This is a genomic window from Pseudoalteromonas shioyasakiensis, from assembly GCF_019134595.1.
Classification (GTDB): domain Bacteria; phylum Pseudomonadota; class Gammaproteobacteria; order Enterobacterales; family Alteromonadaceae; genus Pseudoalteromonas; species Pseudoalteromonas shioyasakiensis_A.
In genome coordinates this window covers 2,817,129-2,842,402 of the sequence record NZ_CP077770.1, presented here as the reverse complement: position 1 = coordinate 2,842,402, position 25,274 = coordinate 2,817,129, and the positions used below count along the sequence as shown (strand labels likewise).

Annotated in this window: 26 protein-coding genes; 17 read left to right on the top strand and 9 right to left on the bottom strand. The window is 41.8% G+C overall.

Going from position 1 to position 25,274, the window contains the following annotated elements; genetic code table 11:
- Positions 1–92: 92 nt before the first annotated feature.
- The 4 genes from KQP93_RS13225 to KQP93_RS13210 form a co-directional block, all read right to left on the bottom strand.
- Positions 93–932, bottom strand: a complete 840-nt coding sequence (locus KQP93_RS13225; protein ID WP_054562265.1) for a mechanosensitive ion channel family protein — start codon at positions 930–932, stop codon at positions 93–95.
- A gap of 33 nt (positions 933–965) precedes the next feature.
- The gene (locus KQP93_RS13220) at positions 966–1,676 is read right to left on the bottom strand and encodes an LrgB family protein (protein WP_175082312.1); all 711 of its coding nucleotides are present in this window, start codon (positions 1,674–1,676) and stop codon (positions 966–968) included.
- The gene (locus KQP93_RS13215) at positions 1,666–2,019 is read right to left on the bottom strand and encodes a CidA/LrgA family protein (protein ID WP_175079990.1); all 354 of its coding nucleotides are present in this window, start codon (positions 2,017–2,019) and stop codon (positions 1,666–1,668) included. The genes KQP93_RS13220 and KQP93_RS13215 overlap by 11 nt, the downstream gene beginning before the upstream one ends.
- A 69-nt stretch (positions 2,020–2,088) precedes the next feature.
- Positions 2,089–2,880: a crotonase/enoyl-CoA hydratase family protein gene (locus KQP93_RS13210; RefSeq protein WP_217874769.1), complete on the bottom strand. Its 792-nt coding sequence runs from the start codon at positions 2,878–2,880 to the stop codon at positions 2,089–2,091.
- A gap of 257 nt (positions 2,881–3,137) precedes the next feature.
- On the opposite strand from KQP93_RS13210, the gene KQP93_RS13205 reads away from it, so the two are divergent.
- The 5 genes from KQP93_RS13205 (at position 3,138) to KQP93_RS13185 (ending at position 9,241) form a co-directional block, all read left to right on the top strand.
- A complete protein-coding gene (locus KQP93_RS13205; RefSeq protein WP_254907675.1) occupies positions 3,138–4,340 on the top strand; it encodes an efflux RND transporter periplasmic adaptor subunit in 1,203 nt (400 codons plus the stop codon).
- A 9-nt stretch (positions 4,341–4,349) separates the two neighbouring features.
- Complete coding sequence (locus KQP93_RS13200; RefSeq protein WP_217874768.1) at positions 4,350–7,463, top strand: efflux RND transporter permease subunit; 3,114 nt, start codon at positions 4,350–4,352, stop codon at positions 7,461–7,463.
- Positions 7,464–7,581: 118 nt separating this feature from the next.
- On the top strand, positions 7,582–7,902 hold the full coding sequence (locus tag KQP93_RS13195; protein ID WP_054554325.1) for an HI1450 family dsDNA-mimic protein: 321 nt from the start codon (positions 7,582–7,584) through the stop codon (positions 7,900–7,902).
- A 68-nt stretch (positions 7,903–7,970) separates the two neighbouring features.
- A complete protein-coding gene (locus tag KQP93_RS13190; RefSeq protein ID WP_254907674.1) occupies positions 7,971–8,756 on the top strand; it encodes a DUF481 domain-containing protein in 786 nt (261 codons plus the stop codon).
- A gap of 14 nt (positions 8,757–8,770) precedes the next feature.
- Positions 8,771–9,241, top strand: a complete 471-nt coding sequence (locus KQP93_RS13185) for a hypothetical protein (protein WP_175079988.1) — start codon at positions 8,771–8,773, stop codon at positions 9,239–9,241.
- A 37-nt stretch (positions 9,242–9,278) separates the two neighbouring features.
- Here the strand turns inward: KQP93_RS13185 and KQP93_RS13180 are convergent, their stop codons facing one another.
- Both KQP93_RS13180 and ygfZ read right to left on the bottom strand, forming a co-directional pair.
- Positions 9,279–9,764 (bottom strand): FKBP-type peptidyl-prolyl cis-trans isomerase, encoded by a 486-nt coding sequence (locus KQP93_RS13180; RefSeq protein WP_054554327.1) that lies wholly within the window; start codon positions 9,762–9,764, stop codon positions 9,279–9,281.
- Positions 9,765–9,776: 12 nt separating this feature from the next.
- Positions 9,777–10,688 carry a tRNA-modifying protein YgfZ gene (gene ygfZ / locus KQP93_RS13175; protein ID WP_217874766.1) on the bottom strand — a complete coding sequence of 304 codons (912 nt, stop codon included), beginning with the start codon at positions 10,686–10,688 and terminating at the stop codon, positions 9,777–9,779.
- Between the two features lie 120 nt (positions 10,689–10,808).
- On the opposite strand from ygfZ, the gene KQP93_RS13170 reads away from it, so the two are divergent.
- A complete protein-coding gene (locus KQP93_RS13170) occupies positions 10,809–11,060 on the top strand; it encodes an FAD assembly factor SdhE (RefSeq protein ID WP_054562257.1) in 252 nt (83 codons plus the stop codon).
- Complete coding sequence (locus tag KQP93_RS21625) at positions 11,053–11,460, top strand: protein YgfX (protein WP_353956869.1); 408 nt, start codon at positions 11,053–11,055, stop codon at positions 11,458–11,460. The genes KQP93_RS13170 and KQP93_RS21625 overlap by 8 nt, the downstream gene beginning before the upstream one ends.
- Here KQP93_RS21625 and nadB read toward each other — a convergent pair.
- A complete protein-coding gene (gene nadB, locus KQP93_RS13165; RefSeq protein ID WP_054554331.1) occupies positions 11,435–13,057 on the bottom strand; it encodes an L-aspartate oxidase in 1,623 nt (540 codons plus the stop codon). The two genes, KQP93_RS21625 and nadB, sit on opposite strands and share 26 nt — an antisense overlap.
- A gap of 393 nt (positions 13,058–13,450) precedes the next feature.
- Between nadB and rpoE the strand changes: the two genes are divergently transcribed.
- The 10 genes from rpoE (at position 13,451) to pdxJ (ending at position 21,972) form a co-directional block, all read left to right on the top strand.
- Positions 13,451–14,032 (top strand): RNA polymerase sigma factor RpoE, encoded by a 582-nt coding sequence (gene rpoE, locus KQP93_RS13160; protein WP_036969086.1) that lies wholly within the window; start codon positions 13,451–13,453, stop codon positions 14,030–14,032.
- Position 14,033: 1 nt separating this feature from the next.
- Complete coding sequence (locus KQP93_RS13155) at positions 14,034–14,660, top strand: sigma-E factor negative regulatory protein (RefSeq protein WP_054562254.1); 627 nt, start codon at positions 14,034–14,036, stop codon at positions 14,658–14,660.
- A 4-nt stretch (positions 14,661–14,664) separates the two neighbouring features.
- Entirely contained in the window at positions 14,665–15,618 is a 954-nt protein-coding gene (locus tag KQP93_RS13150; protein WP_054562253.1) for a MucB/RseB C-terminal domain-containing protein, read from the top strand.
- A 3-nt stretch (positions 15,619–15,621) separates the two neighbouring features.
- Positions 15,622–16,071, top strand: coding sequence for a SoxR reducing system RseC family protein (locus KQP93_RS13145; RefSeq protein ID WP_217874765.1), 450 nt, complete (start codon positions 15,622–15,624; stop codon positions 16,069–16,071).
- Positions 16,072–16,141: 70 nt separating this feature from the next.
- Entirely contained in the window at positions 16,142–17,929 is a 1,788-nt protein-coding gene (lepA, locus tag KQP93_RS13140; RefSeq protein ID WP_217874764.1) for a translation elongation factor 4, read from the top strand.
- Positions 17,930–17,955: 26 nt separating this feature from the next.
- Complete coding sequence (lepB, locus tag KQP93_RS13135; protein WP_175079984.1) at positions 17,956–18,891, top strand: signal peptidase I; 936 nt, start codon at positions 17,956–17,958, stop codon at positions 18,889–18,891.
- Positions 18,892–18,893: 2 nt separating this feature from the next.
- The gene (gene rnc / locus KQP93_RS13130; protein ID WP_054554337.1) at positions 18,894–19,571 is read left to right on the top strand and encodes a ribonuclease III; all 678 of its coding nucleotides are present in this window, start codon (positions 18,894–18,896) and stop codon (positions 19,569–19,571) included.
- Positions 19,561–20,493: a GTPase Era gene (era, locus tag KQP93_RS13125; RefSeq protein ID WP_054554338.1), complete on the top strand. Its 933-nt coding sequence runs from the start codon at positions 19,561–19,563 to the stop codon at positions 20,491–20,493. The genes rnc and era overlap by 11 nt, the downstream gene beginning before the upstream one ends.
- A 17-nt stretch (positions 20,494–20,510) precedes the next feature.
- The gene (gene recO, locus KQP93_RS13120; protein WP_217874763.1) at positions 20,511–21,197 is read left to right on the top strand and encodes a DNA repair protein RecO; all 687 of its coding nucleotides are present in this window, start codon (positions 20,511–20,513) and stop codon (positions 21,195–21,197) included.
- A 43-nt stretch (positions 21,198–21,240) separates the two neighbouring features.
- A complete protein-coding gene (pdxJ, locus tag KQP93_RS13115; protein WP_054554340.1) occupies positions 21,241–21,972 on the top strand; it encodes a pyridoxine 5'-phosphate synthase in 732 nt (243 codons plus the stop codon).
- Positions 21,973–22,040: 68 nt separating this feature from the next.
- Here the strand turns inward: pdxJ and KQP93_RS13110 are convergent, their stop codons facing one another.
- Positions 22,041–22,367, bottom strand: coding sequence for a hypothetical protein (locus KQP93_RS13110; protein ID WP_217874762.1), 327 nt, complete (start codon positions 22,365–22,367; stop codon positions 22,041–22,043).
- Between the two features lie 76 nt (positions 22,368–22,443).
- The gene (gene barA, locus KQP93_RS13105; protein WP_058586457.1) at positions 22,444–25,212 is read right to left on the bottom strand and encodes a two-component sensor histidine kinase BarA; all 2,769 of its coding nucleotides are present in this window, start codon (positions 25,210–25,212) and stop codon (positions 22,444–22,446) included.
- Between the last annotated feature and the right edge of the window lie 62 nt (positions 25,213–25,274).

Below are 25,274 nucleotides of genomic sequence, written 5' to 3'. Positions count from 1 at the left end.
TTAATTGATGATAGTAATTGTTATCATTTAAATTGTACTACAATCTTTTGAACAAACACAATCTCTGTCGACGAGCTGCAAAAAAGGCGCTATTAAGCGCCTTTATCATTAGTTTGATTGAGGGTAACAATTCGTTGTGGGAAAGGAATTTCGATATCCGCCCCTTGAATTGCTTTAAATACATTGCGGTTCACCGCTAATTTGGTCTCAATAATTTTGGTGGTTGGCACCCAAAAGCGATAGCTCAAGGTAACACCGCTCTCAGCAAAACGCTCAATACCGACTTGTGCATGAGGAGAGTCACTAACTAGTTCATGCTCGTCTAACACTTTTTCGATAAGCTCAATAGCGAGATCTGCATTGGCATCATAAGCGATGTCTATTTCACCTTTAACTAATGAATAGCTAAACGAGTTATGTAAAATTTCACCAACAATATGTTTGTTAGGAATGGTGATTTCGACTTTTTCTTCGTTAATCAGAATTGTGTGACCAAGCTCAATGGTTTTAACTTGCCCACTCACGCCTTTTACTTCAATCGTATCGCCAACAACAAATGGCCTTGTTGCAATGATGGCAAGGCCCGCACCGTAGTTTGAAAGCATGCCTTGCATTGCTAAACCAGCACCGAGTGATGCAGCACCAATGGCAGCGACAAATGGGGTCACGCTAATGCCAATTTTGCCAAGGGCAATAACCAAGAACATAATGATCAGCAATACTTTGATGACATTACTGACAAAGTTGGTGAGGGTGATATCGATATTGTGACGCTGCATGAGGCCAGCAACCATATTCGATACTTTTTGCGCAATCCATAAACCAATAAATAGAATTAAGATGGCACCTAAAATTTGCATACTGTAGGTGACCAAATATTCCATAATCAGATTGTAGTATTTTTCGACTTGCTGAATTTCTGAGTCAATCATGTGTTTTCCTAACAAGGTTACTGCGAATTCTGACTATACCAGAACATGCTGAATAACAGGATAGAGTATCGGCACTATTATAGCGCTGAGAAGCGCACTTAATGCCATCGCCACAGAGGCAAAGGCACCTGCTTTTGGCTGATCACTAATCAGTGATGCTGTGCCAATGGCATGGCAAGCGGTACCAATGGCAACACCTTTTGCTTGGGCATTGCGGATATTGATAAGCGAGAAAATCAAATTACCAAATATAGCCCCAAGTACGCCAATAAAAATCACCATGGCTGCTGCTAAAGAAGGGATGCCGCCTAGTGACTCTGTTACTAACAAGGTGATGGGTGTTGTTACAGATAAACTTGCTAGGGATGCGCTCAGCTGAGCAGGGGCTGCAAAAAAATAACATATTAGCGAGGCTACCAAGGTGGCATTGATCACCCCTAAGCTACAACTTATGAGGATTAGCAGCAGGTTCTTTTTGACATGGATAAATTGCTGATAAAGCGGTAAAGCCAATGCCACAATGGCAGGCTCAAGCAACCAGCTTAAAACTTTACTGTGCTCGGCAAAAGGCTCATAAGGAAGCTTTAGTGCTACTAACAAGGCTGCAGTTAATATAATTGCCCAGCACACAGGATTACTAAGCGCTTTGGCAGTGGCATGCTGGGTTTTCGCGTTTAAAAAACGCAGTACTAAGAAAAGCGCAATAATGCACGGAACGCAGAGCCACCATAAACTAACTGTCATTTTCGCGGCCCTTAAAATAAGCGATAACAGCGCCTATGAGTACAACACTACTCAGCGGCACGACAATAAAAATAGTTAGTAATAAAGGCCAGTTCTGCGAAATTAAACCTAGGTGCTCAATAATGCCAACCCCTGCAGGGATGAAGAACAACGGCATGTAATTAAGTAAAGGGCTGGCTGTTGGTTTTAAATGTTGTTCTTTTACGAGGCCCGTTAATAGTAGCACGAGCAGTAACACCATACCGAGTAATGGGGCAGGGAAAGAGCTTTCAAGCAAAGCCGTTAAAAACTTGGCAACGGCTAAGCAGGTAAGAATAATGACACTACTGATAAGGTATTTCATAAGTCAGGATAATTGCGAATAAAGTACAACTACATCATACCCTTGTCAGTTGTACTATGCGACTTTAGCTTACCATGATTTGGCATTATTAAATTGAATATCCTCTGCACCTTTCGCCTTTGCAATCGCCTTTTTAGTATTAGGGTTCATCAGTAAGCGAATTTGACTCCAGGTTTCTTTAGCGAGAATTTTACGCTGCTGTGAACGGTAGCTTTGCTGAGTAATTCGTTTAATTGCTGCCAAGGTATCTGGCGAACGCGCCATGAGGGTTTCTAGTAAAGCATCGGTTTGTTTATCAACGTCATCAGTGAGTTGTGTAACTAAGCCATACTCCTTAGCATCTTCAGCAGAGACTGGCCCTGCATGACTTGCTAACCAAAGTGCTTGGTCACGCTTCATTAAACCTGCAAGCACCACGTTAGCCCCCATATCAGGGCATAAGCCCCAACGAGCTTCCATGATCGCTAATTTAGCGTTTTTATCGACGATGCGGTAATCAGCACCAAGTGCGATTTGCATACCCCCGCCAAAACAGTGCCCGGTCACTTTTGCAATCACCGGAATACTTAAGTCTTGCCAACCTAGCACTACTTTTTGCGCTAAGTTTTGGTTTCCTGGTAACCACTTGAATAAAAGCTTGATGATATTGCTTGGCTTTTTCATCACCGCAGCAACATCCAGTCCAGAGCAAAAGTGTTCGCCTTCGCCAGAGATAACCACCGCACGTAAGCTGCGATCGCCTTTAATTTTTTTGATTACGTTTGAAAGCTCGACAAACATGGCAAAACTGAGTGCATTTTGTTTCTCGGGACGAGCAAGGCTAACCCATGCGACTTGTTGTTTTATTTCTAGTTTTATCATGGTAACTCCTCTGACCTGTTTGTTAGAGCTTACGAGTTAATTACAACTAAGTAAAGAATTGCTGATGTGTCGCAAGGAATTATTATTTTTCCAAAAATGGGTAACCTTGTCATATATTTAGTTACAAATTGGTGTATATTTTTAAAACAAAGATGCTAGTTCATCGCTAGTTTGATTTTGTGATTAGTTAGATACTTTCGCAAAATCCCATGACACGACTAGACTTAGCTTTAAGTCGCGCTACAAGGAGTAAATATATGCTGATGCGCAAAACAGCTCGCATAACAAAACAATCATCTCGTTCTTTGGCTTTTGCTGCAATTTCTGTCGCATTAACAACCACATTGGTTGGCTGTTCAGATGATAAAGCACAACAACAAGCTACGCCGCCACCGGCTGTATCAGTATTTAATGTCGTCACACAAGAAGTTGGTAATTACCGAGAATTTGTTGCACGCACTGAAGCATTCCAAGAGGTTGCGATTAGAGCCCGTGTTGAGGGTGAACTCATTGAACGCCACTTTAATGAAGGCTCATCGGTTGAAAAAGATCAGCTCTTACTGCGTATTGACCCATCTGAGTACCGCTCGACTGTGTCAGAAGCTGAGGCTGATTTAAAAAGTAAAATTGCCGCAGCAGGCGCCGCTGAACGCGATTTAAAACGTGGTAAAGATGTGGCTGCGCAAGGTTTCATTTCACAATCAGACCTCGATAAACTAACCACCAATTTTGAGCAAACCACTGCAGCTGTTAAAGCCGCAGAAGCTGAACTTGAAAAAGCAAAACTCAATCTAAGTTATACCGAAATTCGTGCGCCGTTTGCAGGGCGTATTGGTAAAGTGAACTATGACGTGGGGAATATTGTTGGGCCATCATCCAATGAGCTTGCGGAGCTGACCGATGTTGATCCAATTTATGTGAGCTTTCAAGTTGAAGAAGCTGACTACATCTCTTATCGTCAAAATCATCAAGCACCGTCAGATAAAGACCCTCGTGATGTGCCTATCGATTTAACTTTACGCTTACCGAATAATTCGACCTTCGCTGATAAAGGCGTACTTGATTTTGCTGATACCAAAATTAACCGCAATACAGGCACGGTTGAGCTTAGAGCCGCTTTTGATAACCCAGATGGCATTGTCATGCCGGGCTTATTTGTCACCTTGATCGTTGAAAGCACCAATAAACAAGACTTGGCACTCATTCCTCAAGTAGCGGTACAAGAAAACCAGCAAGGTAAGTTTGTGCTCGTTGTTGATGATGAAAACAAAGTGGCTATGCGGATTGTTAAACTGGGTCGACGTATTAATGCGATGTGGGTGGTTGAGTCAGGCTTAGAGGCCGGTGAAAAAGTCATTATTGAAGGTTTACAAAAGGTACGCCAAGGCGCTGAAGTGAAAGCAGTTGAAAAAAATGTCGATGAAACAACCGGCACTATTTCTAGCAAAGCTAACTCTTAGGAGTGAGATATGATCAGTAAAACTTTTATATCTCGCCCAAAATTTGCCTTGGTAATTTCGATTGTTATTACCATTGCGGGTTTAATTTCAATGGCCTTGCTGCCAGTGAATATGTATCCGCAAATTACCCCTCCGCAAGTTCAAATTAGTGCTAGTTACCCAGGTGCAAGTGCGCAAATTGTCGAAGAGTCGGTGATCCGGCCCATAGAAGAGCAAGTTAATGGCGTTGAAGATATGATGTATATCGAATCAACATCGTCTAATAACGGCACGGCCAACATAACTGTTTATTTTAAAGTCGGCACAGATACAGATATTGCCCAAGTTAATGTGCAAAACCGTGTGGCACTTGCTGAAGCAGGCTTACCTGAAGAGGTTAAACGCCAAGGTGTGTCGGTTAAGAAAAAATCGAGCTCGATGTTACTTGGTATCAACTTATACTCGAATCAAGAAAATATCGACGCTATTTTTTTAAGCAACTATGCAACCAACTACTTAACCGAGCCTCTTGGCCGTATTAATGGGGTTGCATCAGCTGAGGTAATGGGTGAACAAACCTATTCAATGCGCTTGTGGTTGCGCCCTGATCGAATGGCATCATTGGGTTTAACTGTGTCAGAAGTTCAAGCTGCGCTGCAAGAACAAAATACTATCGTAGCAGCAGGTAAACTGGGGGCTGCACCCTCTGCACCGAGCCAGCAATTTGAATATTCGATTCAGGCAAAAGGGCGTTTAAAAACCCCTGAAGAGTTTGGTCAAACCATTATTCGCTCGAGCAAAGATGGTAACTTTGTGCGCCTGCACGATATTGCCCGAATTGAATTAGGTGCAGCAAGCTACAGCACAACAGCAAAGTTAAACCAGCAAGACACTGCATTTATTGTTATTTATCAGCTAACAGAAGCGAATGCGACGCAAGTTGCCAACGATGTAAAAGCACGTATGGCTGAGCTTGCTAAACAGCTACCTGATGGCGTTGAGTACTCAATTCCTTATGACACCACAGAGTTCATCAATCGCTCGATTGATGAAGTGGTCGTCACCCTTGTCCAAGCGGTTGGCTTGGTTATTTTAGTGGTATTTTTATTCTTACAAAATTGGCGCGCTACGCTCATTCCAACGGTGGCTATTCCGGTATCCTTGGTGGGGACTTTCGCGTTTATGATGATGATGGATTACTCCATCAACTTAATCACCTTGTTCGGTTTAGTGCTCGCAATCGGTATTGTGGTCGATGATGCCATTATCGTTATTGAAAACGTTGAACGAATACTTAAAGAAGAAAAGCTGCCAATTAAAGAAGCGGTTACCAAAGCGATGGAGCAGGTATCTGGGCCAATAGTAGCAACGACCTTAGTATTGCTTGCGGTGTTTGTGCCAGTAGGCTTTATGCCGGGAATAACCGGGGAGCTTTATAAACAGTTCTCGGTGACGATTTCATTTGCAGTACTCATTTCATCTTTAAATGCACTGACATTAAGTCCTGCTTTGTGTGCTTTATTGTTGAGTGAAAAAGCCATGAAGCCGATTAAATGGCTAGCACCATTTGAGAACATTATTACTCGTTCAACCAATGGTTACAGTAAAGTGATTAACTTTATCCTCAAACGTACAGCAAGAATGGCATTGTTTGCGGTGGTTATTTTTGCTGCTGCAGGTTGGTTGGTAAAAACGGTGCCTACAGGCTTTGTACCAGCAGAAGACCAAGGCTTTCTTTTTGTTGATGTGCAATTACCTGATGCGGCAGCAAGCGGTCGTACCCAAGATGTAATGCATAAGCTGGGGGATATTGTTAAAAATGAACCAGCGGCAACCGATTTTATTGCGGTTTCTGGTTTTTCATTACTCGGTGGTGCGGGTTCTAATAATGCGCTTGGTATCGTAGTACTTAAAGACTGGGAAGAACGAACTAGCCCTGAACTTGGTTTACGTGCGGTACTAACGCGCTTGATGGGGCAGTTTTGGGCAATGCCAGATGCGCAAATCATGGCCTTTAACCCGCCTTCAATACCTGGACTTGGTACAAGTGCTGGCTTTGAATTTAGGTTACAAGACAGTGAAGGGCGCGAGCCTGCTGAGCTTGCGCAAGTATTAAATGGCCTGATTTATGAAGCGAACCAACGCCCAGAGCTATCAAATGTTTACAGTACATTTAGAGCGAATGTGCCACAGTATTTCCTTGAAATTGACCGTAATAAGGCAAAAGCTCAAGGGGTCCCGCTTAGCGATATTTTCTTAACCTTGCAGGCGCAGCTAGGCTCGTTATACATTAATGACTTTAACCAATTTAGCCGTACTTACCGCGTTATCATGCAGGCGGAAAGCCGTTTTCGCCAAAACCCAGCTGACTTACAGTACTACTATGTACGTAATGATGAGGGAGCAATGGTGCCGCTCACTACATTGGCTAAACTTGAGCCAATTCTGGGTCCTACAAGCTTAACGCACTTTAATTTATACCGAAGTGCAAGCATTAGCGGACAACCTGCTGCGGGGTATGCTAGTGGTGATGCCATTAAAGCAATGCAAGAGTTGGCCGAGCAATTACCTACAGGCTATGTGTATGAGTGGGCTGGGCAGTCTAAACAAGAGATTGAAGCGGGTAACACTGCGCCAATCTTGTTTGGCTTAGCGGTAGTATTTGTGTATCTATTCTTGGTTGCTCAATACGAAAGTTGGACAATTCCGTTTTCGGTCATTGCAGCGGTGCCGCTGGCATTATTTGGTGCCATGCTTGCGCTGTATGTGATTGGCATGGAAAACAACATCTATGCACAGGTTGGTTTAGTGCTACTGATTGGCCTGTCCACCAAAACCGCCATTTTGATTGTTGAATTTGCTATGGAAGAACGCGCTGCAGGCAAAAGTATTTTTGAAGCGGCTCTTAACGCGGCAAGATTACGCTTTAGAGCGGTGTTGATGACGGCACTGTCGTTTGTACTTGGCGTATTACCGCTGGTGTTTGCAAGTGGTGCAGGGGCAGGCAGTCGAATATCGCTCGGTATTACCGTGTTATTCGGGATGTTAGCTGCAACCATTTTTGGCACCTTACTTGTTCCGCTATTTTATACGCTCGTGCAATCAATGCGCGAAAAAATAAAAGGCACAGCAAGTGCTGAGTAAAATCTGTTATTAATTACAAAAAAGTCAGGGCAACCTGGCTTTTTTTTTGGTAAAACTCAAAAGAGGTTTGTTATCATAGCCAGATTCAAAGCGATACACATGTGCAGAGGTTTAAGGAATGGCTGGTCCACGCTTATACAGTGAAGAAGAAGTAACTCATCAGGCTTATGATATCTTTTTAGAGTTAGCACCTGATAATTTAAGCGAGCAAGATATTGCTGATTTTAACGAGCACAGAGAAGAGCTTGGCTTTATTGAAGAAGGTGAGCCTGACGAGCAGTGGCAAGATTTTGTTGCACTAGAAATTGAACCTGAGCTGTTTGTACAAGTCTTAGTAGGACTTGAATTCGACAATCAAGATATCTTGTTTGCGAAAATTTTAATTAGCCGAGACAAAGATGCACCGTTTTGCCACATTCTTTGGAAAGATAGCGAATAACTCTCCAGCCGATGTTTGACTCTACTTTTAGTTGTTTTAATTCAATAAAACGAATTATTTTGCCCGCCATGCTAGTTTGCAGTTGGCAGGCTTTTGCTGTTGATCCGTTTGAAGACTTTCATGAGTACGGGCAATTATCAGAAGAAGAAATCCATAAAATTCATAAAGGCGAGTTGCTGTACGGAGATATGGAGTTTGGTTTTATGGTAAGCCGTGGCAATACCAACTCAACCAGCTTCAAACTTAAAGGTAACCTATACCAAGATTTCGAAAAGTGGCGTAACCAATTTAAGCTCGATACTTTATACAAACGTGACCGTAATGAAGAAACTGGTGATGAAGAAGTCTCTGCAGACCGTATTTTTGTATCGGGCCAAGGTAACTATAAGCTAAATGTGAAAAATGAGTCATTTTTCATTTATGGTGACTATGAGCGAGATAAGTTTAGTGGTCTTGAGTTTAAGAGCACCATAGCGACGGGTTACGGTAACCGCATTTACCAAGGCAGCAAGAATAAAGTCGATATCGATGTGGGGCCGGGTTTATACCGCTCGGTGGCTGATCAAGAGACTGCAACAGAAGAAGATGAAACAAAAACCGGTTACCTGCTTCGTTTAGCGCTGCAGTGGGAGCGTACAGTCTCTGCTCGTACTCGCTTTAATCAAGATGTCAGTTATGAACAATCATTGTCAGGGTTAAACTCGCGTTTAAAGTCAGAAACATCCCTGATCAGCAAAATTATGGGTGATGTATCACTCAAATTTACTTACATGTATCGCTATAACTCAAAACCAGAGGAAGATAAGCTCAAGTACGATTCTGAGCTGAGTGCAACCTTTGTTTATAGCTTTTAAGAGAATACTTCAGAATGTATCAACATAAACAGTACGCTATTTTTATTTTTGTTATCTTAGGCTGGATTGGCGCCTTCATTGCCTTAGCTTGGAACTTAATTGGTGCAGATATTCCTCTTATGGTGTTTAGCGCTATCTTAGTGCTGGTGGCCTTTTTGTTTCATGGCTTAACGATTAAGGTGAGCGATAAAACAGTAAGCTGGGCATTTGGTCCGGGGGTATTTGGTAAAACAGTGACTTTTGATGAGATTGAATCTGTTCGAGCGGTAAGTAATTCATTTCGACATGGTATTGGTCTGCGTATCACGCATGATGGCTGGGTTTACAGTGTATCTGGATTTAGTGCTGTAGAATTGGCAATGAAAGATGGCACGCACTATCGCTTAGGAACCAATGACCAAGAAGGCTTACTTGCTGCGCTTAGAGAGCATATTGCTGAACCAGAGCCAGCACTGGATGCACAGAAAGCAGCTGAACAGATATAAAAAAAGCGCCAATGGCGCTTTTTTTTATAGAAATGGTTTAGTGGCTGTGACCACAACCACCTTCACCGTGCACATGACCATGTGCTAATTCTTCTTCAGTTGCATCGCGTACTTCAAGTACTTCAACATCAAAATGAAGGGTAATACCTGAAAGAGGGTGGTTACCATCTACAATAACGTCTTCGTCTTGAATTTCAATGATCATTACTGATTGGTCGCCAGCGTCTGTCGTAGCGCGGAACTGCATACCAACTTCAATTTCCATACCTTCAAACATTGATTTTGGCACTGCTTGCATTAGGTCATCGTGACGCTCACCATAGCCTTGCTCTGGCTCAACTGTTACGCTGAATGTGTCGCCCGCTTCTTTACCTAATAGCGCATTTTCGAGGCCTGGAATTAAGAAACCCGTGCCAACGATAAACACTAGTGGCTCGCCATCGAAAGAGTTGTCGATGGTGTTTTTGTTATTATCCAATACTGAATAATGCATTTTTACCACTTTGTTTGCTGCTACGATCATAGTCATTCCTATTTATTCATCTTCGAGAGAGTAAGGCAGAGCTTGAATTGATAACTCTACCTGAGGGAGGTGTTTTGCTCGCAAAATTTGGCCTGCTTCATTGTCGTTAGGAAGCACAACCAGACCCATTAAGGTTTGCGTTTGTTGATTAAAACTTTGGCTAATAAGCTTGCCAGCACGGCGCCAGTTTTCGCCCAGTTGTGTTTCGAGCTCAAGCTCATCAAGTAAGCCTTCAGCTTTGCCCGAAACTATATACATAGCACGTTTATTTTTGCCTAGGTATTTCATACGGGCGACGGTTTCTTGCCCTGTGTAGCAGCCTTTTCTGAAACTGATACCACCAAGCGCTTGCAAGTTAACCATTTGCGGTACGTATTCGCCAATAGCGTCGCTGTTTAATGACGGCTCGCCAGCGGCAATAGCTGCCTGTTGCCATAACGCGTCATCATCAAGGGCTGTTATGTCATCAGGTAAGCTAAATTCGTCGTTGACCATAAGCAATACGCGGTTATCTGCAAGCTTTAACGCTTTACCGCCAGCAAAATCGACTGCGCTGTGCTCGTCGTCAAAATTAATTGCTAAGGTTTCTAGAGTCGCTGTTAGGTCATCACCTAGTAAGCCAATTAGCGGTTTTTCAGATTGCTGAATGTCTACTTGCGAAAATACCGCATATTTTTTTAACTCGACTAGCGATTGCTCTACCTCAGGTTTTGAGCCCGCAAGGTAATAGCTATCAAGGTATGAAAACAATCTAAACACACCCCAAAGCTTGCCTTTTGCATTACAGTGGCCAGCCCAAAGGAAGTTATCATCAGTTAATTTGTTGATATCTTGCGTAATTTGTCCGTGAAGGTAAGACAACTTATCTTTGCCAGTTAGGCTGATAAGTGAATAAGATAAAGGACATGCGTAAACAGTCGACATAAAAACCTTCTTTACGATATGAATGAGCGCTAATGATAACTTAGTTAGGGTAGCAATTTAAATAGCTGTTTATTCGATAGCAATTTGGTAAACTGCAGACAAATAAGTACGAGGTTTAAAATGACTGAAATTCACAGTAAAGAACGTATTCGTTGGGCATGCCGTCGCGGTATGTTAGAACTAGATGTTTTATTTATGCCATTCGTTGAAGAAGCGTTTGACTCACTATCAAAAGAACAGCAAGCCGTTTTTCAACGCTTACTTGAGTGCGATGATCCTGATTTATTCGCCTGGTTCATGGGTCATGAAGAGTGTAAGGACCCAGAACTGAACGGTATGGTCGCGTTAATTTTAGACCGAGTTCGTGTATAGATTTACCGTTACAAACAACACCACAGACCACAAACCCTTTGTGGTCTTTTTTTGCTTAACAGCCATCACTTTATGCTTTGTTTACCAGCATGTTTTCGCTCAACTTTTGGCTTGTTTAGCGTGCTTTTGCTTAGCCATTCTTAGTTTTAAAAAAGTCCAACAAGCACAGCCTGAAAAGGGTTTTATAATTTTAGAGCAAGCAGAGCTCAGGTTTGTTAACGACAAACTTAAAATTCAAGGCCAGATAACAGCTAAAAGTTATGTGTTTGCTAATTTTGTAGTGCTGAGGTTGGCTGGGTTTTATCAATCACACTGGCTGATTATAAGCTCAGCCAGTGTTGATGAAGAAAGTTTCTCGCGTTTAAAGCGTGCGATTATTGCAGTGCAGCGACCGACTTAGGCGTTAAAATTGTCGGCGTTGGATTTTCGTTTTGCTCTGGGTAATCAATCGTGTAATGAAGACCACGACTTTCTTTACGCTCAAGGGCGCTGCGAATAATAAGCTCTGCAACCTGTACTAGGTTTCGAAGTTCTAATAAGTTATTTGTAACTCTAAAGTTTGCGTAATAGTCGTGAATTTCTTGCTGCAGTAATTCAACGCGGTGGAGCGCACGTTCTAAACGTTTTGTTGAGCGTACAATACCCACGTAATCCCACATAAATAACCTTAGTTCATGCCAGTTGTGGGTAATAACGATTTCTTCGTCTGAGTTAGTTACGCGGCTTTCATCCCAAAGTGGTAAGGCTTCAAGGGCAGGGCTTGCATCGATTTTGCTCAGAATATCTTTCGCGGCAGCATGGGCAAACACGATACATTCGAGTAGCGAGTTACTCGCCATACGATTAGCGCCATGTAAACCTGTGTAAGCTACTTCGCCAACCGCGTATAAGTTATCTAAATCTGTACGGCCATTAAAGTCGGTCATAACACCGCCACAGGTATAGTGTGCAGCAGGCACCACAGGAATGGCTTCTTTCGTAATGTCTAGGCCAACACTTAAGCATTTTGCGTAGATAGTTGGGAAGTGCTCAATGATAAAGTCTTTATCTTTGTGACTAATATCAAGGTACACACAGTTCGCACCAAGGCGTTTCATTTCAAAATCGATAGCGCGAGCAACAATATCGCGAGGGGCAAGTTCTTCGCGCTCATCAAAGTCTTTCATAAAGCGAGTGCCATCAGGGCGTTTTAAATAAGCACCTTCACCGCGCATTGCTTCGGTGATCAAAAAGTTTTGCAGCTCTGGGTGGTACAAACTTGTTGGGTGGAATTGGTTAAACTCCATATTGGCAACACGGCACCCTGCACGCCATGCCATTGCGATACCATCACCACTCGATACATCAGGGTTAGAAGTATATAAGTACACTTTACTTGCGCCGCCTGTTGCCAGTGATACGAACTTAGCTGCGATAGTTTCAACTTTTTTATCTACACAATTCCAGACGTATAAGCCGTGAACATGCTTGCCTTTTTTAGCTAAGCTTTTATCTGTGATTAAATCAATGGCATTGTAATTTTCTAACAGGGTGATGTTAGGGTGTGCTTGTACTTGGCTAATTAAGGTGGTTTGCACTGCTCGGCCAGTTGCATCGGCGGCATGTAAAATACGGCGATGACTATGACCACCTTCGCGAGTTAAATGAAAACGCTCTTTACCTTTTGAATCGAACTCCATGTCAAAAGGCACACCTTGCTCAATTAGCCACTTTAAACATTTTTTTGCATTGCTCGCTGTGTAGTGAACCGCATCACGGTCACATAATCCGCCGCCTGCATCTAGAGTGTCTTCAACATGAGATTCAATACTGTCATTCTTTTTATCAAATACCGCTGCAATACCACCTTGAGCATATAAGGTAGAACCTTCAGTTAATGCGCCTTTACTAAGTACTGTCACCTTACAGTGATTAGCAAGCGATAAAGCAAGAGAAAGGCCAGCGGCGCCGCTGCCAATGATAGCGACATCAGTAATGTGATGTTTATTTTGGTTCATGTCTGTGGTCTTTGCAGTTACAATGCTCGGCTAGTAGTGCCAAAAGTTTGAGCAAATAAATTTTTATGTGGTATACGTATATGTACCATATTTGCTTTAACACTATTAGTCATTTTAATACGTTATACCAATCTTATTAGTTTTATCGTCACATAAACAGTTTATTGTTAGCTGTTTTAAATTGTGAATTTAATTTAGATAACCGTTGATTCTTAAGCAGTTATTGAGGTTGTCGTGTAATAAGATTGGTATGACTCAATTTATTTGCGTGCTATTTTATAAAAAAATCATTTTAAACTGAACTTTTATATTCATGGTGCAGTCAGAGTTTGTGTAAACAATGGCGAGTATATGAATAGCAAGCAAGAATCAAACAGAGGAGTACCGGCTCGAATGAGCGAGCAGGATTTGGATTTAGCGCTAGTTAAAAGGGTCCAGCAAGGAGATAAAAACGCCTTCAACCTATTAGTTAGAAAATATCAGAATAAAATTGCAGGTTTGATTTCACGTTATGTATCGAATCAAGGTGATGTTGCTGATGTCGCACAAGAAGCTTTTATTAAAGCTTACCGTGCTTTACCTAACTTTAGAGGTGATAGCGCTTTTTATACTTGGTTGTACCGTATCGCCGTAAATTGTGCTAAAAATTACTTAGTTGCGCAGGGTCGTAAACCCCCAGCTAACGATGTTGATGCCGAAGAAGCAGAATTTTATGACAGTGCAGATGCAATGCGTTCAAACGCATCGCCAGAAAACCTGTTATTAAGTGACGAAGTACGTGCTGTAATTTTTAATACGATTGATAGTTTGCCTGAAGATCTAAAAACCGCGATTACCCTTCGTGAAATTGAAGGTATGAGCTATGAAGAAATAGCCGTGGTTATGGATTGCCCTGTGGGAACGGTGCGTTCACGTATTTTCCGTGCCCGTGAGGCGATTGATAATAAATTGAATCCATTAATAGGTGAGTCTTAGTATGACAAAAGCAGACGTTAACAAGTTGGATAATGAGCAGTTGTCCGCGTTACTTGACGGCGAGCAGCAGTTAACTGATCAAGCGATCACAAACGACGATGTGTCTACATTTGGTCGTTACGCAATGATTGGTGATGTAATGCGTGCTGAGGCAAATAACAACGCTTTTAATTTTGACATTGCAGATGCAGTGGCAGAATCACTTGAGCAAGAACCTGTTTACGCAGATTTCGCGAATAAAACAACGGCACCAAAAAGCGAAGAGATCGTGGCGGCAACAGGCACTGATAACGTGGTAGCATTTAATTGGCGTCGTCCATTTGCCCAAGTGGCTATTGCTGCTAGTGTTGCTATGTTTGCGATTGTGGGCGTACAAACATTGCCACAAAACACCGAGTCTCCGCAAAGTGACATTCCAACATTACAAACAGTACCATTAACAGGTATGGCTTCTCCTGTAAGTTACTCATCAGAGCAACCTGCATTAGAAAATGCAGAGCAAGGTTTACGTGAGTTACAACAGCAGCGTATTGGTGCATTAGTTCTTGAGCACCAACGTCAAGCACGTGTTGCATATTCGCTAGAAAAATCGCAAACTGCAGAAAATGCAGACGAGGAAAAAAACTAATTAAATGAAAGTTTTTACTTTTATTTTGTCGCTGGTATTAACGGCTCCAGCCATTGCCAGCGACGAAAATCCCGCCAAGACTTTATTAAATGATATGGCTACGGCCGTTCATACTCGCAACTTTGACGCATCATTTGTGGTTGTAAAAGGCCAAGCTATGGAACCTTATCGCTGGTTACATGCAAAACAAGGTGATATTGAACTTGAGCATCTAAGTTTACTCAACGGCGCTGGCCTAGAAATGGTGCGCGTTGACGATCAGGTGACCTATTTTGAGCCTCATTCAGAGCCTTATTCAGTTAAAACAGACTCTATTGCCGGGCCAATTCCTGAAGTACTTTTTAAAGATATTAACCGACTAAGCGCTCACTATGATTTTGTGCTTGGCGGAAAAGGACGTATTGCAGGGCGCTCAGCACAGTTAGTGCGTATCGAGTCAAAAGATGAATACAAATATAACTATTGGATTTGGCTAGATACTGAGTCTTCGTTGTTACTTAAATCTGCCTATGTGAATCACAAAGGTGAGATGCTTGAGCAGTTACAGTTAACTCATATCAGCGTAACAGAGCAGCCTGCTCCTATGTTAGTTGAAATGCAAAATCGTGATTTTCCAGCAGTACTTGCGACTAACGATTTAGCCAATAATGAAGACAGCGCAGCGAATGATTGGAAAATTGGTTGGTTGCCAGATGGCTTTAAGCTATTAAAGTCAGATCGTCATAAACTTGATTTAAATAATGAACTTGCTGACTATTATTTATATTCAGATGGGTTTGTTGAAGTGTCTGTTTTTATTCAAAGACCTTTACCGGGTAAGCGCGCAAGCGGCGCTTTAACCTCAGGTGCAACGACTGTGTATGTGCACAATGGTGGTAGCTTTGATGTATCGGTTGTTGGTAATATTCCTGCTATGACAGCCAAAGCTATAGCTGAGTCGGTAGCGCGACCTCTTTAAATCATGATTGAACAAACACTCACTGTCGTGTCGGTTAAAGGCACGATAGCGAATTTAGAAGCAGAACAAAAGCAAGCCTGTGCCGGCTGTAATGGTCGTTGTGGTTCGCAAGTTTTTGCAAAGTTGTTTGGAACAGCTAAAAAAACCTTTCCTTATACCTTCGAAAAAGAGCTCCAAGTAGGGCAAAAAGTAACTTTAGCACTTGATGATAGCCACTTAGTTAAACATGCTATGGCTGTTTACATGCTACCCCTTTTGTTTAGTTTAGGGTTTGCTTTAATCGCATTTTCGGCTTTTTCACTTGCAGAAGGCTGGCAAATTTTAGCCGCCGTGATTGGTGGCTTAACGGGCTATGCTATAGCAAAATCAAGGGTTAAGAGCCTTAAGCATGATATTAAAGTAATAAAAATTCACCCAATTACTATTCCTTTCACTCAAATAGATGGTGATTAAAGCCAATTAAATGTAAAATTGTCGCTTTATACACTTAGTCCATTTTATATAGAAGTTTAGAATCCAGTTTATGAAGCATATCCGTAATTTTTCGATCATCGCCCATATTGACCATGGTAAATCGACTCTCTCTGACCGTCTTATCCAAGTTTGTGGTGGTTTAACAGACCGTGAAATGCAGCAGCAGGTGTTAGACTCAATGGACATTGAGCGTGAGCGTGGTATTACCATCAAAGCGCAAAGTGTAACGCTAAATTATAAAGCTAAAGACGGCGAAACATACCAGTTAAACTTTATCGACACGCCAGGACACGTTGACTTCACATACGAAGTATCGCGTTCACTTGCGGCCTGTGAAGGTGCACTTTTAGTTGTTGATGCGGGTCAAGGTGTAGAAGCACAAACCTTAGCTAACTGCTACACAGCAATCGAAATGGACTTAGAAGTTATTCCAGTTCTAAATAAAATCGACTTACCACAAGCCGATCCACTTCGTGTAGCAGAAGAAATTGAAGACATCATTGGTATCGATGCCCTAGATGCTGTGCAATGTAGTGCTAAAACTGGTATTGGTATTGAAGAAGTATTAGAAATCATTGTTAAAGATATTCCGCCACCAGAAGGTGACAAAGATGAGCCACTACAGGCGCTTATCATTGACTCATGGTTTGACCCATACCAAGGCGTTGTATCATTAGTACGTATTAAGCATGGTGAATTGCGCGCGGGCGATAAAATTAAGATCATGTCGAATGATCAAGTTCATATTGCTGATAAAGTGGGTATTTTCACACCAAAACAAACCAACACGGGTATCCTAAAAACCGGTGAAGTAGGCTTTGTTATTGCGGGTATTAAAGAAATCCATGGTGCACCTGTAGGTGATACCATCACTTTACAACGTAATTCTGCTCCAGAGCGTTTACCAGGCTTCCAACGCATTAAACCGCAGGTTTATGCTGGTATGTTCCCAATTTCATCAGATGACTATGAGTCATTCCGTGATGCACTTGATAAATTAAGCTTGAACGATGCGTCGTTATTCTTCGAGCCAGAAAACTCAACAGCACTAGGCTTTGGTTTCCGTTGTGGCTTCTTAGGCATGCTACACATGGAAATCATTCAAGAGCGTCTTGAGCGTGAATACGACATTGACCTTATTACCACTGCGCCAACAGTAATCTACGAAGTAGAGACAAAAGATGGAACTCAACAGGTTGATAACCCGTCTGACTTACCGCCGGTGAATAATATTCTTGAAATCCGTGAGCCAATTGTTGAAGCTAACATATTAGTTCCGCAAGAATTTTTAGGTAATGTAATTACGCTTTGTGTTGAAAAGCGTGGTGTACAAACTAAAATGAGCTACCATGGTAAGCAAGTTGCGGTGACGTACGAATTACCGATGGCTGAAGTAGTCATGGACTTCTTTGATAAGTTAAAATCAACAAGCCGTGGTTTTGCATCGCTTGATTATAACTTTAAGCATTTCCAAGCTTCAGACATGGTACGTGTTGACGTATTAATTAATGGTGAGCGTGTTGATGCGTTAGCGATTATTGTACACCGCGATATTGCACAATCACGTGGTCGTCAGTTAGCTGAAGCACTGAAAGACTTAATTCCACGTCAGCAGTTTGATATTGCGATTCAAGCAGCGATTGGTCAGCATGTTATTGCCCGTACAACAGTTAAGCAATTACGTAAAAACGTAATCGCGAAATGTTACGGTGGTGACGTGAGTCGTAAGAAGAAACTACTACAAAAACAAAAAGAAGGTAAAAAGCGAATGAAGCAACTAGGTAACGTTGAAGTACCTCAAGATGCATTCTTAGCTATCCTTAAAGTTGGTAAATAATTAGAAGTAAATAAAGGAATTAATGCATGGCGGGTTACTTTTCTATTTTCTTAGTGTTGTTAACGCTAGGCTCAGGATTAATTTGGTTAATTGACCACTTTATGTTTGCGCCAAAACGTCAGCAACGCATTGCCCTTGCTCAAAATGCAGCAGGCGGCGAATTAGACGAAGAAACCGCTGCATTAATTGCGCCTGAGCCAAGTATCACTGAAACGGCTAAGTCAATTTTTCCGATGATTGCAGCGATCACTATTTTTCGCTCTTTCATTTTTGAACCGTTTCAAATTCCATCAGGCTCAATGATGCCAACCCTATTAGTGGGTGACTTCATTTTAGTGCAGAAGTACTCATATGGCATCAAAGACCCAATTTGGCGCAGCCAGTTAGTTGATGTTGATGAACCTGAACGTGGTGATATTGTGGTATTTAAATACCCATTAGACGAGCGCGTGGATTACATTAAACGCACGATTGGTTTACCGGGCGATAAAATTGTATATCGCAATAAGCACCTTTATATTCAGCCAAAATGTGCCGAAGGTGAAACGCAGCAAGGTGATTTGCTGTGTAATGAATACAACAAAATTGATATGGAAATCCTCAATAGTGACGAGTTCAAGCAGGGTTCGATGAATTTAGTGCGCTTAGAAGAAAACCTAAGCACAGTGAATCATAATATTTTAATTAACCCGCAAGCTCCTGAAATGAAAGGCCGTTATTATCAACAACCAGGTACACGCTCAGACGAGTGGGTTGTTCCTGCCGATCATTATTTCATGATGGGTGATAACCGTGATAATAGCCAAGACAGTCGCTTTTGGGGCTTTGTACCTAAAGAAAACTTGGTAGGTAAAGCCGTCTTTATATGGATGAGTTTTGAATTTGAGAATGGCCCAGATGACTTTTTACCAGGCTGGGTTCCAACTGGTGTTCGTTTTGAACGCCTAGGTAATATTCAGTAACGATGAAAAAAAACGTAACAGAGTTATACAACAAAATAGGTTATACATTTACTGATCAAGCTTTGCTTGAGCAGGCAATGACGCACCGCAGTCATAAAGGCCAACATAACGAGCGCTTAGAGTTTTTAGGTGATTCGATTTTGAGCTTTGTGATTGCGAATGCACTTTACACTAAATTTCCAAAAGCACGCGAAGGTGATTTAAGCCGCATGCGTTCGACCCTAGTTCGTGGTCAAACGTTGGCTGAGTTTGGCCTAGAGTTTGGCTTAGGCGATTACTTACGCTTAGGTCCGGGTGAGCTTAAAAGCGGTGGTTTTCGCCGTGAATCAACCCTTGCTGATGCCGTAGAGGCGATTATTGGTGCAGTGTTCTTAGACTCAAACATTGAACAATGTGGTGAGTTAATTTTAAGTTGGTACGAGTCGCGTCTTGACGCAATTTCGCCGGGCTTAAATCAAAAAGATCCGAAAACATTACTTCAAGAATACTTACAAGCGCGCAAATTATCGTTACCTGGCTACACTGTAATTGATACAAAAGGCCAAGCGCACAATCAAACATTCACGGTTGAATGTATTGTTGAAGGGATGGATAGCATTATCTCAGTAGGTAGCTCACGTCGTAAAGCTGAGCAAAAAGCCGCTGAAAAAGCCTTAAAGATACTTAAAAATGAATCTTGATGATTTAATTAGCAAAGAACCTGCAGAGCTAGATACGCACTGCGGTATGGTTGCCATTGTTGGCCGCCCAAATGTAGGTAAATCAACCTTACTTAACTATATTGTTGAGCAAAAGGTGTCTATTACCTCACGTAAGCCACAAACCACACGCCACCGTATCATGGGTATTCATACCGAAGGTAAATACCAAGCTGTTTATGTTGATACACCAGGCTTACACGTCGAAGAAAAACGCGCTATTAACCGTTTAATGAACCGTGCTGCATCAAGCTCAATTGGCGATGTGGAACTTATCATCTTTGTGGTTGAAGGCACACACTGGAACGAAGACGATGAGATGGTACTAAATAAAGTACGTCAGAGTGGTCGTCCAGTATTATTAGTGATGAATAAAATTGACCAAGTTAAAGACCGTGATTTAGTGCTTCCGCACATGCAGTTTTTAGGTGGTAAATTTGATTTTGTGGCTATTATGCCGGTCTCTGCGAAGCAGGGTAAAAATATTGATTTAATCAAAGATGAAGTGAAAAAGCGTTTACCGCTTTGTGAGTTTTACTTCCCTGAAGACTACGTAACAGACCGTTCAATGCGCTTTATGGCAGCTGAAGTGATCCGTGAAAAGCTGATGCGCTTTATGGGTGATGAGCTACCATATTCGGTCACCGTTGAGATCGAGCAGTTTAAATGGCAAGAAAACGGTGTCTGGCAAATTAATGGTTTGATCCTCGTTGAGCGTGAAACACAAAAGCGTATGGTGATCGGCAATAAAGGCGAAAAGCTCAAAGTGATTGGCCGTGAAGCTCGAAAAGACCTTGAAGATATGCTTGATAACAAAGTGTTTTTAGAACTTTGGGTAAAAGTGAAGTCTGGCTGGGCTGACGATGAGCGTGCGCTACGTAGCCTTGGCTATGGTGAAGACTAAGTAAAGTCTTACACGCCATGGATAGCGAATTCTACACAGCATACTTGCTGCACCGACGTCCATTTAGCGACTCGCAAGTCATGCTCGATATGCTGGTAGAAGGCGTAGGTCAGCTGAGAATGCTGGCCCGTGTTAGTGGTCGCCAGGCCACTAAACACAAAGCACAATTACAACCTTTCCAATCTCTGCTCGTACAATATAGCGGCAAGTCTGATTTAAAATACATTAATCGTTTTGAACCCCATGGCCGGCAAACTATGTTGCAGGGTACCGAGCTTTATTGCGGCTTCTATATGAACGAATTAACCAATCGTATCGTACCTATTAGTGAGCCGATGGAAAGTGTTTATCATCTTTATAAGCAGCATCTAGACGAATTATCAACCACTAAAAACCTACAAGCTGTGCTGCGCTCTTATGAGTTTCAGTTACTTGAGATGCTGGGTTATGGCGTTGATTTTAGTGTTGATGCCGAAGGTGATGAAATTAACGATGCAGCAAATTACCAGTATTTTGCTGAATACGGTTTTTTACTGCATGACGACCCCCATAGTGGCTTTTCAGGAAAGCAATTAAATGCCATAGCAGCTCATGACTTTAGCGCCCCTGATGTGTTATATATGGCAAAGCAATTAAGTCGATACCTACTCAAGCCTTTACTTGGTAAAAAGCCATTAAAAAGCCGTGAGTTATTTATTAAGTAGGCTGATGTTCAGCCTTGAATCGTTGTATTAAACAGGTAAAAAAATGAAAGATATTCTTCTTGGTGTAAACGTTGATCACATTGCCACTTTACGCCAAGCGCGTGGCACGAGTTACCCAGATCCTGCGCATGCTGCAGCTGTTGCAGAGCATGCTGGTGCAGATGGTATCACCATTCATTTGCGTGAAGACCGTCGTCACATTCAAGACCGCGACGTATATGTGATGGCAAAAACGATTCAAACACGTATGAATCTTGAGATTGCAGTCACCGATGAAATGATCGACATCGCCCTTGAAGTGAAACCTGCTTATGTTTGTTTAGTGCCTGAAAAACGTGAAGAGCTCACCACTGAGGGCGGCCTAGATGTTGTGGGTAATTTTGAAAAAGTAAAAGCAGCAACAGAAAAGCTAACAGCTGCGGGAATTAAGGTTTCGTTATTCATTGATGCCGACAACGCACAACTTGACGCTGCAAAAGCGTGTAATGCTCCATACGTTGAAATTCACACAGGTGCTTATGCTGATGCTGAAAATGACGAAGAGCTTCACACTGAGCTTGAGCGTATACGTAGCGGCGTACAATATGCTGATAGCTTAGGTTTAATCGTTAATGCCGGCCATGGTCTTCATTATCACAATGTAAAACCCATTGCGGCAATGCCAGAAATTTATGAGTTAAACATTGGCCATGCGATTATTGCCCGTGCAGCGATTGATGGTTTAGAAAAAGCAGTCAGCGATATGAAACGTTTAATGATTGAAGCAAGACTTTAACTGACGTCCTTAATAAGAGCCAGCAAATTTGAATACTGAACGCGGTGGATATAATATCCATCGCGTTTTTATTTACTCAGATAAACAATAAATTGTGCAAGTAATGAAGATAGCCAAGGCGAAAGGCAGAGTAGGGCGACTAAATATTGATACTTTTTCTTAAAGCTTTTTAAAACATCATCATCTATTGCCGACAGTTCACCTTTCTTGATTGAATGAATAACCATTGAGTCAGATTTGGCCTTCATCAAACGGGCTTTACTTTCGTATTCTTGCCACTGCTCTGTGTAATTGATCTTTACGTAATCGTTTGCCATCCCACTAAGCTTTTTAGAACTGAGTATGAACCAAAAGAACGATAATGATGTAAAAAACAAAAATAAAATAAAAAACATTAATCTTCCTTGATATTCTTTCTAACTTTCTAACTTTCTAACTTTCTAACTTTCTAACTTTCTAACTTTCTAACTTTTATCGTTGTTGCTCAACCATACCTGCATCACTTAACAAATTATTCAGCTCATCAACAAGCTCAAATAATTCAGGCTCAATATAATTTAAATCGCAATCGCCTTTTAGTGCAGTCTCGAGTGTTTCGGCAAGTGATTTTAGTTTTGGTACGCCTGTGTAACAACATGCGCCATGGAACTTGTGTACTATGCTAAGTACATGTTCACAATCTTCTTTTTCTATAGCTTCATTGAGTAGGCGCAAGGTTTCAGGCACGCTGAGTAACAACATATTGAGCATTTCAAGCGCTAGCTCTTCTTTTCCGCCTGCGCGTTGAAGTGCCAGTTGCCAATCGAGGCGGGCACTTTCAAATGGAGGTTCTGAGTCAACTGCGGCAGTTTTACTACGTTCACGATTAATCGGCGATTGCGGGCTATGATCGCTAATTATTTGTTTTAGCATGTCCTCATCAATAGGCTTAGTTAAGTAACCTTTAAAGCCATCTTTAAGAAGTTGCTCTTTTTCACCTGCGAGGGCGTGAGCAGTCACTGCAATGATAGGGGTATCTTCATTAAGAGATGACTCGCGAATAAGTTTACATGCGGTAATACCATCCATAATTGGCATTTGGATGTCCATAAAGATCAAGTCATATTTATGGCTTTTACTTAAGCTGTAAGCTTGTGAGCCATTATGTGCGGTATCTATTAGCTCAATTTGTTCTTCAAGCAAGGTGCAAATTAGTTTTAGGTTAGCATCGTTATCGTCAACAACCAGTACTTTAAGTGGTAATAATTTTTCATCACCTTGCTCAATGTTATGCACCGGGTGGTCAAGACGGTAAGGCGCAGCAAGTACCTCACATAATTTACGGTGGTTAAGCGGTTTACTTAAGCAAGCATCTGCGCCGCTACCAACAAAGGCTTCACGCATATTATGCGAAACCGTATTAAGCATTATGTATAAATAATCAGTGACAGGACGCACTGCTTTTACATAACTCTTAAGTTGCTGCATATCGTCAATAGTAGCGGTATGGCCAATAATACAAATATCGTAGCTGAAGTCTTTGTTGATCTCATTTAAGAAGCTTTCTTCATCCATGCAGGCGGTAACACGAGTTTGCCATTCATGCAGTAGCGATAACGTTGCTTGATGGGTATGCTCATGAGGCTCAAGATACAAAATACGTTTATTGATCAGTGATTGTGTTGGTAAGTCACTGGTAATTGAGTTACTTGGCGTTCTGAATACGGCGTTGAACGTAAAGCAGGTACCATTACCAGGTGCTGAGTTTAGAGTAATGCGGCCATTCATCGCTTCAACAATATGTTTAGTGATGATTAACCCAAGACCTGTGCCACCAAATTTACGTGTGATACTAGAGTCTGCTTGGCCAAATGGTGTAAACAACGCATCTTGTTTATCCATAGGGATACCCACACCGGTGTCGGTGACAGACACCAAAATCGAGGCGCGCTCTTCATCCAGTAAACGGTAGCCAACATCAACCTTGATTGAGCCTTTTTCAGTAAATTTAATGGCATTACTTAATAGGTTTATCAAAATTTGTTTAAAGCGGGTCGGGTCGCCAGTTAGGTTGTCTGGCACTTGCGGATGGATAAATATTGAAAGCTCAAGTTGCTTTTCGTGGGCACTTGGTGCCAACAAGGTCATAACTTCATTAATATTGTCACGGAGCTGGAATTGCATTGACTCAAGTTCCATGGCACCGGCTTCTAATTTCGAAAAGTCTAAAATATCACTGATAATTGTAAGTAAGCTATTTGCCGACAGTTCAATGGTATCTAGATAATCTTTTTGATGCTTATTGAGCGGGGTTTTATAAAGCTGGCGCGTAAAACCTATTACACCATTTAATGGTGTACGTAATTCGTGACTCATTTTAGCTAAGAAATCAGATTTAACTCGGTTCGCATCTTGCGCGTCTTTTTTAGCAATACTTAACTGAATATTTTGGGTTTCGTATTGTTCGAGTGTTTCGCGGTAATCAGAGGTTGCTTGGTCAATGTGCTTTTGCATCTCATCACGTTGTACAACCATGGTTTCTGAAATGGTATTTAAACCTGTGCGTAATAGCTCAAATTCGCCAAACATTTTTTGATCAAGCCCTGTGTCTACTTTACCTTCAATGAGTTTGTCGGTAGCTAGTACTAACTTATTAAGAGGCTGAATAAACATGCGAGTTAATCTAAACGCTAATACGGTGGCAAGTATGAGCGCGAGTAAAATTACCACGCCACTGACTAATAATGCCCGTTGCTGGCCAATAATGGCTTGTTGTTTGTTGAGCATGATCACCACAGTGCCTAGCGATGCTTGGTAGCTGTGATGATTCCAAATCATGTCTTGGCGGCTATGATTAATTATGGCAGTAGAGAATGTTAGATAGTGCTCAGAATTTTGTACTTGAATGCCATCCATGCTGTTTGCATTGCTGCTAACAATTTCTTTGAATTCACTTTGGTATTTACTAAAAATCACTAACTCATTGTTTTCATCAAAAATAGCAATTGATTGGATAGCAGGGGAGTGTTTGTTATGTGTATGACTAACTAAGCGAGTTAATAAGGCTTTATCACGCTTTATTAATGGTTGCTCAACAGCAATGGCGAGGGGCTCAATAATAGTCACGCCCTGTTGATACAAAATTTCATCGAGCTCAATGTAACGATTTATTGTAAAATAACCGCCCAGCAACAAGCCTATGATCACAGTCGGTATAAGTGTAAGGGTTAAGACTGAGTCACGTAAGCCAAATTTAGTCATAAAGAATGTTGTTATCATTATTATCGTTGTTTAAGAGTATATACTTACTCCCGCTTTATCAA

Bases quoted from the DNA above. Each gene is read 5' to 3' on its own strand.
- KQP93_RS13225 (WP_054562265.1), bottom strand. From the start codon at position 932: ATGATTGACTCAGAAATTCAGCAAGTCGAAAAATACTACAATCTGATT.
- KQP93_RS13220 (WP_175082312.1), bottom strand. From the start codon at position 1,676: ATGACAGTTAGTTTATGGTGGCTCTGCGTTCCGTGCATTATTGCGCTT.
- KQP93_RS13215 (WP_175079990.1), bottom strand. From the start codon at position 2,019: ATGAAATACCTTATCAGTAGTGTCATTATTCTTACCTGCTTAGCCGTT.
- KQP93_RS13210 (WP_217874769.1), bottom strand. From the start codon at position 2,880: ATGATAAAACTAGAAATAAAACAACAAGTCGCATGGGTTAGCCTTGCT.
- KQP93_RS13205 (WP_254907675.1), top strand. From the start codon at position 3,138: ATGCTGATGCGCAAAACAGCTCGCATAACAAAACAATCATCTCGTTCT.
- KQP93_RS13200 (WP_217874768.1), top strand. From the start codon at position 4,350: ATGATCAGTAAAACTTTTATATCTCGCCCAAAATTTGCCTTGGTAATT.
- KQP93_RS13195 (WP_054554325.1), top strand. From the start codon at position 7,582: ATGGCTGGTCCACGCTTATACAGTGAAGAAGAAGTAACTCATCAGGCT.
- KQP93_RS13190 (WP_254907674.1), top strand. From the start codon at position 7,971: ATGCTAGTTTGCAGTTGGCAGGCTTTTGCTGTTGATCCGTTTGAAGAC.
- KQP93_RS13185 (WP_175079988.1), top strand. From the start codon at position 8,771: ATGTATCAACATAAACAGTACGCTATTTTTATTTTTGTTATCTTAGGC.
- KQP93_RS13180 (WP_054554327.1), bottom strand. From the start codon at position 9,764: ATGATCGTAGCAGCAAACAAAGTGGTAAAAATGCATTATTCAGTATTG.
- ygfZ (WP_217874766.1), bottom strand. From the start codon at position 10,688: ATGTCGACTGTTTACGCATGTCCTTTATCTTATTCACTTATCAGCCTA.
- KQP93_RS13170 (WP_054562257.1), top strand. From the start codon at position 10,809: ATGACTGAAATTCACAGTAAAGAACGTATTCGTTGGGCATGCCGTCGC.
- nadB (WP_054554331.1), bottom strand. From the start codon at position 13,057: ATGAACCAAAATAAACATCACATTACTGATGTCGCTATCATTGGCAGC.
- rpoE (WP_036969086.1), top strand. From the start codon at position 13,451: ATGAGCGAGCAGGATTTGGATTTAGCGCTAGTTAAAAGGGTCCAGCAA.
- KQP93_RS13155 (WP_054562254.1), top strand. From the start codon at position 14,034: ATGACAAAAGCAGACGTTAACAAGTTGGATAATGAGCAGTTGTCCGCG.
- KQP93_RS13150 (WP_054562253.1), top strand. From the start codon at position 14,665: ATGAAAGTTTTTACTTTTATTTTGTCGCTGGTATTAACGGCTCCAGCC.
- KQP93_RS13145 (WP_217874765.1), top strand. From the start codon at position 15,622: ATGATTGAACAAACACTCACTGTCGTGTCGGTTAAAGGCACGATAGCG.
- lepA (WP_217874764.1), top strand. From the start codon at position 16,142: ATGAAGCATATCCGTAATTTTTCGATCATCGCCCATATTGACCATGGT.
- lepB (WP_175079984.1), top strand. From the start codon at position 17,956: ATGGCGGGTTACTTTTCTATTTTCTTAGTGTTGTTAACGCTAGGCTCA.
- rnc (WP_054554337.1), top strand. From the start codon at position 18,894: ATGAAAAAAAACGTAACAGAGTTATACAACAAAATAGGTTATACATTT.
- era (WP_054554338.1), top strand. From the start codon at position 19,561: ATGAATCTTGATGATTTAATTAGCAAAGAACCTGCAGAGCTAGATACG.
- recO (WP_217874763.1), top strand. From the start codon at position 20,511: ATGGATAGCGAATTCTACACAGCATACTTGCTGCACCGACGTCCATTT.
- pdxJ (WP_054554340.1), top strand. From the start codon at position 21,241: ATGAAAGATATTCTTCTTGGTGTAAACGTTGATCACATTGCCACTTTA.
- KQP93_RS13110 (WP_217874762.1), bottom strand. From the start codon at position 22,367: ATGTTTTTTATTTTATTTTTGTTTTTTACATCATTATCGTTCTTTTGG.
- barA (WP_058586457.1), bottom strand. From the start codon at position 25,212: ATGACTAAATTTGGCTTACGTGACTCAGTCTTAACCCTTACACTTATA.